This window comes from Streptomyces sp. NPDC057474 (assembly GCF_042802555.1).
Lineage (GTDB): Bacteria > Actinomycetota > Actinomycetes > Streptomycetales > Streptomycetaceae > Streptomyces.
In genome coordinates, this window is record NZ_JBHVDX010000045.1 from 35,946 (window position 1) to 47,556 (window position 11,611).

The following is an 11,611-nucleotide window of genomic DNA, read 5'->3' on the forward strand; positions in this document are numbered from 1 at the left end:
GGGCCCGTGGGGTGGGTCGAGGGGGTCGGGGAGGGGCGCGGACGCGGAACGTGGAGGACTGGCGGATACGCGGGGGCGCATACTGGTCGCAATGACAAAGCCAGGTGCACCGAAGCGCTATTTGCCCACCAGCCCCTTCAAGGCCCCGGTCGCCCCGCCTCCGAAGCACTTCGAGGTGGGCGACCAGGTCACACACGACATGTACGGCCTCGGCCGGGTGATCGGCATCGAGGACGGAATCGCGGCGCTCGTCGACTTCGGGTCGGCGCGACAGCGGATCTTGAGCCCGTACACAAAGATGAGCAAGCTGTAGAACCGACCGCTGGGTTCCGCTCCGCAGGGGGCGCACTCAGCCATGCCGCCAGCCGTGCCACCGCGGCATCGCAGCCGTGCCACCGCGGCATCGCCGCCTCCGACGACGAACCTCTTTGAGGTCCCGGACTACCGGGCAGTCCCCATCGCTCCTCCGGAGTGAGTGAGGGGGCGAAGCTCGGTCTGCAGGTCGGAGGCGCTGTCAGTGGTGCCCTCTAATGTCGTGGGGGATGGCACGCGTGTGGAGATGTACAGGGCTGCGGTGGGGTGCGGACGGGCCGCTGTTGAGCTGGGCGGGCGGGCGCGGGAGCCCCTTGCCGCAGGGGAAGGCGGTTGCTTTCGGGGTCGTGAGCGAGGGGCGGCGGACGTGCGTCGGCGCTCGGGGCAACCCGTGTCCGGTGCGGGCAGGGGTGCCGGGGCGGAGTACCGGAGCTCGGTGTGAGGAGTGCGCGCGACTCGACCGGGCGCATTCCGTGGCCGCCGACACCATCGCCGATGATCCGCGGCCGTATCACGTGTACCTCGCGTGGTTCGGGCCCGGAATGGTGAAGGTCGGGATCACGGCGGTCGAGCGGGGACCGGCGCGGCTGTTGGAGCAGGGGGCGGTCTCCTTCGGGTGGCTCGGCCGGGGGCCGCTGATGGCCGCGCGGCGGGCGGAGGAGGTGCTGCGGGCCGCGCTCAAGGTGCCGGATCGGATTCCGTACGCCGAGAAGCGGGTCGTGAGGGCCGATCTGCCGGCCGTCGAGGAGCGCGTCGGGGAGTTGGCGCTGCTGCATGGGCGGGCCCTCGGGCTCGCGGGGTGGCCCGAGTCGCTGGAGCCTGTGCCGTTCCAAGCCGTCGATCACTTCGGGATGTTCGGGCTCGACGGGTTGCCGGCCGCCGACGGTGTGGTGAGTGAGCTGGTCGCGGGTGGGGCCGTGGGCGGTGAGGTGCTCGCCGTCGCCGGGCCCGATGTGCATCTGGCCACCGGGCGTGGGGTCGTCGTTCTCGATACGCGGCTCATGACCGGGTGGGAGTTGACCGCTCCCGTCGGTGAGGGGGCTCGTGACGCACTCACCGTGCCCGTACGCGAGTTGAGGAGCCGAGGGAGCGGGAGCGTGCAGGACGGGCTGTTCTGAGGGGGGCCTGAGGGCCTGAGGGGGCCTGAGCTGTAGGGCTCGGTGGGCTCGGCAGGTAAAGACTTCGATCCCTTTTGGATCCCGTTCGGAAAGGCCGTGGACGTCGGGCGCGGCCCGGCCCGAGAGTGATGCCATGAGTGATCAGCGGATAGCACCTGACGAGGCACCTGACGACGTACTGGGCAACGTATCTGCCGACGCATCTGTCGTCGCGCCCGTACCCGCCCATGAACCCCCGTACTACGCCGTCGTCTTCACCTCCACGCGGACCGAGGACCAGAGCGGGTACGGGGAGACCGCCGAGCGGATGGAGGAGCTGGTGAAGGGTGTGCCGGGGTTCCTCGGGATGGATCACGCTCGGACGCCCGGCGGGTCGGCCATCACTGTGGGGTACTTCCGGGATGCCGAAGCCGTCGAGGAGTGGCGGGGCAATGTCGAGCACCGGGCGGCGAAGGCGCGGGGGCGGGCCGAGTGGTACGAGAGGTACACGCTGCACATCGCCAAGGTCGAGCGGAGCCACAGCTTCGTGAGAGGAGGAGGCGAAGCATGACGGCGCTTGCATAAAGGTGGGGTCAGGGCAGGGGCGTACGGCGTGGTTCCTGTGGTCTTGAAGCTGTGGGTTCGCGGTGAGCCGGCCTGGGAATTGCCGTGGGAAGGGGCAGGAAAGCGCTGGTCGGCGGGGGTCGTGTCCGAGAAGTCGGAGATCTTCCCAGGGGTTGCCTGAGAGGCGCCTGTGCGTTTCTCAGAAAAATCACAGGTTCCGGAAAGGGTGTTCTCAGGAGGCCCCGACAAGGTGTCCAGCATGACCACGACCTCGCCCCAGGGGCGCACCGAACTGCTGAGGCCGGACGGGAGCCCCGTCCGAGTGCTTGTGGTGGACGACGAGCTGTCGATCACCGAACTGCTGTCCATGGCCCTGCGCTATGAGGGATGGCAGATCCGGAGTGCGGGGGATGGCACGGGTGCCATCCAGACCGCCCGGGACTTCCGGCCCGACGCCGTCGTTCTCGACATGATGCTGCCCGACATGGACGGGCTGACCGTCCTCGGGCGGCTGCGGCGCGAGCTGCCGGAGGTGCCGGTGCTCTTCCTCACCGCGAAGGACGCGGTCGAGGACCGGATCGCCGGGCTCACCGCCGGCGGTGACGACTACGTCACCAAGCCGTTCAGCCTCGAGGAGGTCGTCGCCCGGCTGCGCGGGCTCATCCGCCGCTCCGGTGCCGCCGACCGCCGCTCCGACTCCGTGCTCGTCGTCGGTGACCTCATGCTCGACGAGGACAGCCACGAGGTGTCGCGCGGCGGGGCGAACATCCACCTCACCGCCACCGAGTTCGAGCTGCTGCGCTTCCTCATGCGGAACCCGCGGCGGGTGCTCAGCAAGGCGCAGATCCTCGACCGTGTGTGGTCGTACGACTTCGGCGGGCAGGCCAACGTGGTCGAGCTCTACATCTCGTATCTGCGGCGGAAGATCGACGCCGGGCGCGAGCCGATGATCCACACCCGGCGTGGGGCCGGTTACCTGATCAAGCCCGCCGCGTCATGAGCGGGCGACGACGGACGCGTACGCAGAGGCAGCCGAGGCCGAGGCTGAGGCGAGGACAGCCGCGCACGCTGCGTACGCGGCTCGTCGTCTCCGCGGTGGCCTTGATCGCGGTGGTGGCTTCCGTCATCGGGACGGTGACGACGTTCGCGCTGAGCGAGCATCTGTACGAGCAGTTGGCGACCAATGTCGAAGGCATCGCCAAGCGCACCGACGGGCCCAAGGGGCCGGGCGGCGGTCAGGCTGGGGCGCCGGGCAGCACCGGGACCATCACCCTGACGACGGACGAGAAACTCCAGTTCGTCACGAAGGGCGGTTCGCCGGAGTACACGATCGGCGCCGTCGTACAGAACGGGACCGTCGTCAAGGGTGTCGTCGGCGAGCTGGCGACCTCCGACACCACCGGGCAGCCGGAAATGACGGCCGTCACGCTGAGCGGGGCGGACCTCGCCGCGCTCGCCGAGGTCTCGCAGGACGGCCAGGCGCACAAGGTCAGTCTTCCCGACCAGGGCGATTACCTGGTTCAGTACGAGACCAACCGTGACGGCGACACGTTCTACGTGGGCCTGCCCACCGACTCCGTCACCAACACCCTCAGCACCCTCATCGTCGTAGAACTCAGCGTCACCGGCGCCGGCCTCATCGCCGCCGGCATCGCCGGTTCCGTCCTCGTCGGTGTGGCCCTGCGCCCCCTGCGCAAGGTCGCCTCCACCGCGACCCGTGTCTCCGAGCTGCCCCTGCACACGGGCGAAGTCACCCTCAACGAGCGGGTGCCGGCCTCCGAGACCGACACGCACACCGAGGTCGGCCAGGTCGGCGCCGCGCTCAACCGGATGCTCAACCACATCCACGGCGCCCTGCACTCGCGGCAGGAGAGCGAGACGCGCGTACGGCAGTTCGTCGCGGACGCCAGTCATGAGCTGCGGACGCCTCTCGCCTCCATTCGTGGCTACGCCGAGCTGACCCGGCGCGGCAGAGAAGAGATCGGGCCCGACACCCGGCACGCGCTCGGGCGGATCGAGTCCGAGTCCGCGCGTATGACCATGCTCGTCGAGGATCTGCTGCTGCTCGCGCGGCTCGACGCCGGGCGGCCGCTGCAGTTCGAGCAGACGGACCTCATCCCCCTCGTCGTGGACACCGTCAGCGACGCGCGTGTCGCCGGGCGGAGTCACAACTGGCGGCTCGATCTGCCCGACATGCCGGCGCTCGTGTCGGCGGACGCGGCGCGACTGCAGCAGGTGCTCGTCAATCTGCTGGCGAACGCCCGCACACACACCCCACCCGGGACGACCGTCACCGCGCGCCTCCAGCGGCGTGGGCCGTGGATGTGTGTCGATGTCGAGGACGACGGGCAGGGTATCCCGGAGGAGTTGCTGCCGCACGTGTTCGAGCGGTTCGCGCGAGGTGACTCGTCGCGGTCCAGGGCGTCCGGCTCGACCGGGCTCGGCCTCGCCATCGTGCAGGCCGTGGCCGACGCGCACGGCGGTGCCGTGACCGTCGACAGCGTGCCCGGCAGGACCGTGTTCACGGTGCATCTGCCGGCCCTCGGCCGGGACGTACCGCTGCTCGACGACGCCGCGAACTGGCAGCTCGAAGACGTGCAGTTCGACGGCGAGTTCGATGGAAACGACTTGGTGACCGACGCAACAAACTGGCAATCGGACTCACAGGCACACCACAGTGTGAGCACACGGGCATAACAGAGCGGCTCGCGAATGTAGTTGTCATGCGAACCGACTCTTCTCCCGGCACCCTGCCGGCGCGGGAGCACCTCCCGGCCGGAAACGCCGGTACGCCTGTCCTGGACGTAGTGATCCCCGTCTACAACGAGGAGAAGGACCTCCAGCCGTGCGTGCTCAGACTGCACGAGCACCTCGCGCGCACGTTCCCGTACGCCTTCCGCATCACGATCGCGGACAACGCGTCCACGGACACCACCCCGCAGGTGGCCGCGCGGCTGGAGGCGGAGCTCCCCGAGGTCAAGTCCTTCCGACTGGAGCAGAAGGGGCGCGGGCGGGCGCTGCGGACCGTGTGGTCCGCGTCCGACGCGCCGGTCCTCGCCTACATGGACGTGGACCTGTCCACCGACCTGAACGCCCTGCTGCCGCTGGTGGCTCCGCTGATCTCCGGTCACTCGGACCTCGCGATCGGCTCCCGGCTCGCCCGCTCCTCGCGGGTGGTGCGCGGCACCAAGCGTGAGTTCATCAGCCGGGCGTACAACCTGATCCTGCGCGGCTCGCTCCAGGCCCGTTTCTCGGACGCCCAGTGCGGGTTCAAGGCGATACGCCGGGATGTCGCTCAAGTGCTGCTGCCCCTTGTCGAGGACACCGGGTGGTTCTTCGACACCGAGATGCTGGTGCTCGCGGAGCGGGCAGGGCTGCGGATCCACGAAGTGCCCGTCGACTGGGTCGACGACCCGAACTCGACCGTCCACATCGTGAAGACGGCGACCGACGACCTCAAGGGTGTGTGGCGGGTCGGCAAGGCCCTCGCCACCGGATCGCTCTCGCTGGACCGGCTCGCCCGGCCGTTCGGGGACGACCCCCGGGACCGCGAGATCCAGGACGTTCCGCGTGGCCTCGCCCGCCAGCTCCTCGGCTTCTGCGTCGTCGGCGGCCTCTCCACGCTCTTCTACCTGCTCCTCTACAGCGGCTTCCGGACCTTCTCGGGGTCGCAGATCGCCAACGCGCTCGCCCTGCTGGTCTCGGCGGTCGCCAACACGGCGGCCAACCGGCGCCTGACCTTCGGCGTCCGCGGCCGGAGCGGTGTCGTCAAGCACCAGGCACAGGGCCTGGTGGTGTTCGGCATCGGCCTGGCCCTCACCAGCGGCTCGCTGGCCGCCCTCAACGCGGCGACCTCCGACCCCGCGCACTCCACGGAACTGGCGGTCCTCATCGCCGCCAACCTCGCGGCGACGGTGCTGCGGTTCCTGCTCTTCCGGGCGTGGGTCTTCCCGGACCGGGGCGACGGCTCGCCCAACGACGGGTCAGCCAACGACGGGTCGCCCACTTCTTCGGGCTCGACCGTCGTCGCCTCGCACCAGCCCGCCCACCCGGCCTCGCCCACATACACGACATCGATGGGGGTGCGTCCCGGCCAGCCCGGCCCGTACGGCCACCAGGACCGGTTCCACCCGATGCCGCAGCGCCCGACGGCGCCCCAGAACGACCGCGCCGAGTACGTGACGGCGCCACGAGCCCCGTACGGGAACGCCCCGTACACCACGACCCGGTTCCGTGCCGGTGAAGCCGCGGACCGCACCTGGGGGGACGCGACCATGCAGATGCGGCCGGTGCGCCCGCACGATCAGGATTCGAGGAACGCACAATGACCACGCAGTTCGAGACGACGAGCCGGCCGGGGGGTCCGGGCCCCGACTCGGGGCCGCCGCCCACCTCGACCGCGCTGCAGGAGCCGGTGGTTCCGGAGGCACCCGCCGCGCCTCCGGCCCCCGGCGCCGGTGAGCCCAAGCAGCCCTTCGCCAAGCGGCTGTGGAGAGGGCGGCCGGAGGACAACCGCTGGCTACGCCCGGGCTTCCTCCTCACGCTGCTGCTGATCGGCGGCCTCTACACCTGGAACCTCACGGCCTCCGGCTACGCCAACTCCTTCTACTCGGCGGCCGTGCAGGCGGGCAGCCAGTCCTGGAAGGCCTTCTTCTTCGGCTCGCTGGACTCCGCCAACGCCATCACCGTCGACAAGCCCCCGGCCTCGCTCTGGCCGATGGCGCTGTCGGTACGGCTCTTCGGCCTCAACTCCTTCGCGATCCTGTTCCCGCAGGTCCTGATGGCCGTCGCCACCGCCGGGGTGCTGTGGGCGGCCGTACGCCGTCGCTTCAACGCCACGGCCGGCTTCATCACCATGGCGGTGTTCGCGCTCACGCCCGTAGCCGCGCTGATGTTCCGCTTCAACAACCCGGACGCGGCCCTCGCGCTGCTGATGGCCGCCGCGGTCTACTGCACGCAGCGCGCGATGGAGAAGGCCCAGACGAAGTGGCTGGTCTGGGCGGGCGTCGCCATCGGCCTCGCCTTCCTGGTCAAGACCCTGCAGGCCTTCCTGATCCTGCCGCCCCTGGCGATCGTGTACGTCGTCTTCGCGCCGGCCTCGGTGAAGAAGCGGGTCAGCCAGGTGCTGCTCGCCGGGTTCGCGATGGTCGTCGCCGGTGGCTGGTGGGTCGCGATCGTCGAGCTGTGGCCCGCGTCCTCCCGCCCGTACATCGGCGGCTCGCAGAACAACTCCTTCCTCGAACTGACCTTCGGCTACAACGGTCTCGGCCGCCTCAACGGCGAGGAGACCGGCAGCGTCGGCGGTGGCGGAGGCGGCGGTGGCGGCAACTGGGGCGAGACCGGCTGGGACCGGATGTTCAGTTCCTCCATCGGCGGCCAGATCTCCTGGCTGATCCCGGCCGCCCTGATCCTGCTGGGCGCCGCGATCTGGGCCACCCGGAAGCTGAAGCGCACGGACACCACCCGTGCGGCCTTCCTCCTCTGGGGCGGTGCGCTGTTGATCACCATGGTGGTCTTCAGCTTCATGCAGGGCATCTTCCACGAGTACTACACCGTGGCCCTCGCCCCCTACATCGCGCCGCTGATCGGCATGGGCGCGGCTCTGCTCTGGGACCAGCGGACCAGGTTCTGGGCGTCGATCACCATGGCGGCGGCCATGACGGCCACGGCCGTCTGGGGTTACGTCCTCCTCAACCGCTCCACCGACTACCTGCCCTGGCTCAAGTGGGCCGTGCTCATCGGCGGCCTGGTCGCGGCGCTCGGCCTGGTCTTCGTGGCCAAGCTGGGTCGTCAACCGGCCCTGGCGGTCGTGGGCCTGAGCTTGGTCACGGCACTCGCCGGCCCGACGGCGTACACCCTCACCACCCTGGGCGAGGGCCACACCGGCTCGATCGTCACGGCCGGTCCGTCCGTCCAGGGCGGCCGAGGTGGCGGTCCCGGCGGCGGTGGCGGCATGGGCGGCGGTCCTGGTGGTGGCGGTGGCGGTATGCCGGGCCAGAACAACCAGCAGGGCAACGGCCAGAACCAGCAGCAGGGCGGCCAGAACGGCAACGGTCAGACGGGCCAGCCCCCGACCGGCGGCTTCGGCGGCGGCCAGAACAACCAGCAGGGCCAGAACAACCAGCAGGGCCAGAACAGCCAGGGCCGGCAGAACGGCAACGGCCAGACCCAGAACGGTGACGGCGGCGGCATGGGTGGCGGCGGCGGTGGCGGCATGGGCGGTCTGATCAACGGCACCTCCGTCAGCGACGAGGCCAAGGAACTGCTGGAGAAGAACGCGAGTGACTACACCTGGGCCGCCGCCGCCATCGGCGCCCAGAACGCGGCGAGCTACCAGCTCTCCACCGGCGACCCGGTCATGGCGATCGGTGGCTTCAACGGCACCGACCCCTCCCCGACCCTCGCGGAGTTCAAGAAGTACGTGGCGGACGGCAAGATCCACTACTTCATCTCCAGCGGCTCCGGCGGCGGCATGGGCGGCAGCAGCGACGGCACCTCCTCGCAGATCAGCTCTTGGGTCCAGGAGAACTTCGAGTCGGTGACGGTCGACGGCACGACGTTCTACGACCTGACGCAGGCGAAGTAGCCAAGGCTGCGGTGGAGCGGGGCGGTGGCCCGGGGTGAGGAGAAACCCCTGGGCCACCGCCCTTTCCGTACGCCGCCGAGATGTGCGTTGTACGCCGTATAGGAACTGCTCTACGGTGTACAGCATGTCGTCGACCCCCTCCACCCCCTTCACCCCCACCACCCAGGGGCATCCGCAACGCTGGCTGATCCTCGGCGTCATCTGTCTCGCGCAGCTCACTGTGCTGCTCGACAACACCGTGCTGAACGTGGCGATCCCCTCTCTCACGGAGGAGCTGGGGGCCACCACGTCGGACATCCAGTGGATGATCAACGCGTACTCGCTGGTGCAGTCGGGCCTGCTGCTCACCGCGGGCAGCGCGGCCGACCGATACGGCCGCAAGAAGATGCTGATCGCGGGCCTGGTGCTGTTCGGCATCGGCTCGCTGGTGGCCGGACTCGCCCAGTCCACCGGGCAGTTGATCACCGCGCGGGCCGGGATGGGCGTCGGCGGCGCACTGCTGCTCACCACGACCCTCGCCGTCGCCATGCAGATCTTCACGCCCGAGGAACAGCCGAAGGCGATCGGCATCTGGGCCGCGGTCAACGCACTCGGCTTCGCGGCCGGTCCCCTCCTCGGCGGCTTCATGCTCGGCCACTTCTGGTGGGGCGCCATCTTCCTGATCAACCTGCCGGTCGCCGCGCTGGGCGTGGTGGCCGTGATCGCCCTGGTCCCCGAGTCGAAGAACCCACAGGGCGACCGGCCGGACCTGCTGGGCGCGCTGCTGTCGACGATCGGTATGACGGCACTGGTGTACGCGATCATCTCGGGCCCCGAGCACGGCTGGACGTCCGGCCGGGTAGCGGCCACGGCCGCCGTCGCCGTGCTCGTCCTCGGGGCCTTCGCGTACTGGGAGAGCCGTATCCCGTACCCCATGCTCGACCTGCACTTCTTCCGCGACCGGCGGTTCACCGGCGCCGTCGCGGGCGCGGTCCTCATCACCTTCGGCATGGGGGGCGCGCTGTTCCTGCTCACCCAGCATCTGCAGTTCGTGCTCGGATACGACGCGCTGGAGGCGGGGTTGCGGACCGCGCCCCTCGCCCTGGTCGTCGTCGCGCTCAACTTCTCCGGGCTGTCGGCGAAGTGGACGGCGAAGCTCGGGATGCCGGTGTCGATCGCGTTGGGCATGGTGCTGATGTCCGGCGGGCTGGTCTCCATCGCGACGATGGCCTCCGGCGGTTACGCCGGGACACTGCTCGGGCTGGTGCTGATCGGGATGGGCTGCGCGATCGCCAACCCCGCGATGGCGCACGCGATCATGAGCGCGATTCCGCCGGCGAAGGCGGGGGTGGGGGCCGGGATCAACGGCACGCTCGCGGAGTTCGGGACGGGGTTGGGGGTGGCCGTGTTGGGGGCGGTGCTCAACTCGCGGTTCGCGGCGCTGATTTCGGTGGCGGCGGCGTCGTTGCCTGCGGCGTTGGCGGGGGCGGGTACGGCTGCGGAGAGGGCCGAGGTCATGTCCGCGTTCTCGTCCGGGCTGGAGACGAGTTTGTTGGTGGGGGCCGTGGCTGTGCTGCTCGGGGGGTTGGTGGCTGCGGGGCTGCTGCGCAGGGCCGAGAAGGCCGATGCGGAGTTGGTGGCCGCCTCATAGCTCGGGGGTCCTGCAGTCGGGCGGCTGCGGGTTGGGCGTGGCTGGTCGCGCAGTTCCCCGCGCCCCTGAGCCCTGAGAGGCGCGCTGCGCGCGCCCGTGGGAAGGCGGCTGTGCGCGTTGCGAAGGGGGCTGTGCGCGCCCAGGAGCGGCGTGCGCGGCGCGCCTTCGGGGGTGTTGCGCGCCTAGCATCGTCACCGGCGGCGAAATGTGTCTCGGAAGGTGCGTCATGGTGCGGGGAGCCGGTCGGAGTGGTGGGTCCGCGCGGGCCAGTGTCTGGCTGGAGGGGAAGGCACGGGCGGGGCGGGGCGGGCAGCCGTCGGGGCTGGACCGGGAGCGGATCACCGAGACGGCCGTTCGGCTGCTGGACGCGGAAGGGCTGGCCAAGTTCTCGATGCGCAGGCTGGCCGCCGAGCTGAACGTGACGGCGATGTCGGTCTACTGGTACGTGGACACCAAGGACGACCTGCTGGAACTGGCGCTGGACCAGGCGTTCGACGAGGTACGGCTGCCCCCGGCGGACTCCGACGAGGACTGGCGGGACCAACTGCGCACGCTGGCCAAGGAGTACCGGGCGGTCCTGGTCCGCCACCCCTGGCTGTCGCCGCTCGCCGGCACCTTCCTCAACATCGGCCCGCACGCGCTCGACTTCTCGCTCGCCGTGCAGCGCGTGATCCGCCGCACCGGGCTGCCCGCGCGCGGCCAGGCCGGCGCCATCTCGGCGGTCTTCCAGTTCGTGTACGGCTTCGGCACCATCGAGGGCCACTTCGTCCAGCGCTGCGCCACCGCCGGCATGACCCAGGAGGAGTACTTCCGCCACGCCATGAGCGCGGTGTCCGACACCCTCGAACCCCACGAGGTCATCCAGCAGTCCGCGGACCTCATGGAGGCCCGCGGCGGCGACACCGTCGAGGAGATGCGCGAACGGGACTTCGCCTACGCCCTGGAGACCCTCGTCGCCGGCATCGAGGTGATGGCACAGCGGGGCTGAGCCCTCATGCGCCCCAGGCCGTCAGCCCTCCCGCACCAACCGCGCCGGGAAGCCGCCGGTGGCCACCGGTCCCCACTTCACGGGTGTGAGTCGGATGATCGACTTGCCCTGTTTGACCATGGCCGCCCGGGCTCTTCCTGTTCGCTCCCCTCGCGCTGCTTCGCAGGCTTCGGGAAGCTGCGCCGGACTCCGTCCGTCGGGTCGGGTGGGCGGAGTCGGTGGGTCAGTCGGCCAGGTGTGCGGGGAAGCCGCCGGTGGCCACCGGTCCCCACTTCACGGGTGTGAGTCGGATGATCGACTTGCCTTGTTTGACCATGGCCGCCCGGGCCCTTCCTGTTGGCTCCCCTCGCGCTGCTTCGCAGGCTTCGGGAAGCTGCGCCGGACTCCGTCCGTCGGGTCGGGTGGGCAGAGTCGGTGGGTCAGTCGGCCAGGTG

General features: G+C 70.1%; 9 protein-coding genes and 2 pseudogenes. 9 read left to right on the forward strand and 2 right to left on the reverse strand.

The features are described 5' to 3' along the window. The first annotated feature begins 91 nt into the window (after positions 1 to 91). From ACFU53_RS15990 to ACFU53_RS16030, 9 genes are all read left to right on the forward strand, one after another. Positions 92 to 313, forward strand: coding sequence for a hypothetical protein (locus ACFU53_RS15990; RefSeq protein ID WP_383991667.1), 222 nt, complete (start codon positions 92 to 94; stop codon positions 311 to 313). A gap of 229 nt (positions 314 to 542) precedes the next feature. Continuing rightward, the gene (locus tag ACFU53_RS15995) at positions 543 to 1,430 is read left to right on the forward strand and encodes a DUF2797 domain-containing protein (protein WP_383991671.1); all 888 of its coding nucleotides are present in this window, start codon (positions 543 to 545) and stop codon (positions 1,428 to 1,430) included. 133 nt (positions 1,431 to 1,563) lie between these two features. Then, positions 1,564 to 1,980: an antibiotic biosynthesis monooxygenase family protein gene (locus tag ACFU53_RS16000; protein ID WP_383991673.1), complete on the forward strand. Its 417-nt coding sequence runs from the start codon at positions 1,564 to 1,566 to the stop codon at positions 1,978 to 1,980. 252 nt (positions 1,981 to 2,232) lie between these two features. Continuing rightward, a complete protein-coding gene (locus ACFU53_RS16005; RefSeq protein ID WP_383991675.1) occupies positions 2,233 to 2,973 on the forward strand; it encodes a response regulator transcription factor in 741 nt (246 codons plus the stop codon). Beyond that, positions 2,970 to 4,670 (forward strand): ATP-binding protein, encoded by a 1,701-nt coding sequence (locus ACFU53_RS16010; RefSeq protein ID WP_383991678.1) that lies wholly within the window; start codon positions 2,970 to 2,972, stop codon positions 4,668 to 4,670. The genes ACFU53_RS16005 and ACFU53_RS16010 overlap by 4 nt, the downstream gene beginning before the upstream one ends. Before the next feature lie 26 nt (positions 4,671 to 4,696). Next, a complete protein-coding gene (locus ACFU53_RS16015; RefSeq protein WP_383991681.1) occupies positions 4,697 to 6,301 on the forward strand; it encodes a glycosyltransferase in 1,605 nt (534 codons plus the stop codon). After that, positions 6,298 to 8,559, forward strand: a complete 2,262-nt coding sequence (locus ACFU53_RS16020) for an ArnT family glycosyltransferase (protein ID WP_383991684.1) — start codon at positions 6,298 to 6,300, stop codon at positions 8,557 to 8,559. Before ACFU53_RS16015 ends, ACFU53_RS16020 begins: the two co-directional genes overlap by 4 nt. A 124-nt stretch (positions 8,560 to 8,683) precedes the next feature. After that, on the forward strand, positions 8,684 to 10,189 hold the full coding sequence (locus ACFU53_RS16025) for an MFS transporter (RefSeq protein WP_383991687.1): 1,506 nt from the start codon (positions 8,684 to 8,686) through the stop codon (positions 10,187 to 10,189). 226 nt (positions 10,190 to 10,415) lie between these two features. Further along, a complete protein-coding gene (locus ACFU53_RS16030) occupies positions 10,416 to 11,177 on the forward strand; it encodes a TetR/AcrR family transcriptional regulator (protein WP_383991690.1) in 762 nt (253 codons plus the stop codon). A 21-nt stretch (positions 11,178 to 11,198) separates the two neighbouring features. Here the strand turns inward: ACFU53_RS16030 and ACFU53_RS16035 are convergent. Continuing rightward, positions 11,199 to 11,306: pseudogene (locus ACFU53_RS16035) on the reverse strand (PPOX class F420-dependent oxidoreductase); the annotation flags it as partial. A 94-nt stretch (positions 11,307 to 11,400) separates the two neighbouring features. Further along, positions 11,401 to 11,502: pseudogene (locus ACFU53_RS16040) on the reverse strand (PPOX class F420-dependent oxidoreductase); the annotation flags it as partial. Between the last annotated feature and the right edge of the window lie 109 nt (positions 11,503 to 11,611).

What these genes read in the sequence shown, in the direction of transcription:
- ACFU53_RS15990 (WP_383991667.1), top strand. Translation starts at nt 92, where the DNA reads ATGACAAAGCCAGGTGCACCGAAGCGCTATTTGCCCACCAGCCCCTTC.
- ACFU53_RS15995 (WP_383991671.1), top strand. Translation starts at nt 543, where the DNA reads ATGGCACGCGTGTGGAGATGTACAGGGCTGCGGTGGGGTGCGGACGGG.
- ACFU53_RS16000 (WP_383991673.1), top strand. Translation starts at nt 1,564, where the DNA reads ATGAGTGATCAGCGGATAGCACCTGACGAGGCACCTGACGACGTACTG.
- ACFU53_RS16005 (WP_383991675.1), top strand. Translation starts at nt 2,233, where the DNA reads ATGACCACGACCTCGCCCCAGGGGCGCACCGAACTGCTGAGGCCGGAC.
- ACFU53_RS16010 (WP_383991678.1), top strand. Translation starts at nt 2,970, where the DNA reads ATGAGCGGGCGACGACGGACGCGTACGCAGAGGCAGCCGAGGCCGAGG.
- ACFU53_RS16015 (WP_383991681.1), top strand. Translation starts at nt 4,697, where the DNA reads ATGCGAACCGACTCTTCTCCCGGCACCCTGCCGGCGCGGGAGCACCTC.
- ACFU53_RS16020 (WP_383991684.1), top strand. Translation starts at nt 6,298, where the DNA reads ATGACCACGCAGTTCGAGACGACGAGCCGGCCGGGGGGTCCGGGCCCC.
- ACFU53_RS16025 (WP_383991687.1), top strand. Translation starts at nt 8,684, where the DNA reads ATGTCGTCGACCCCCTCCACCCCCTTCACCCCCACCACCCAGGGGCAT.
- ACFU53_RS16030 (WP_383991690.1), top strand. Translation starts at nt 10,416, where the DNA reads ATGGTGCGGGGAGCCGGTCGGAGTGGTGGGTCCGCGCGGGCCAGTGTC.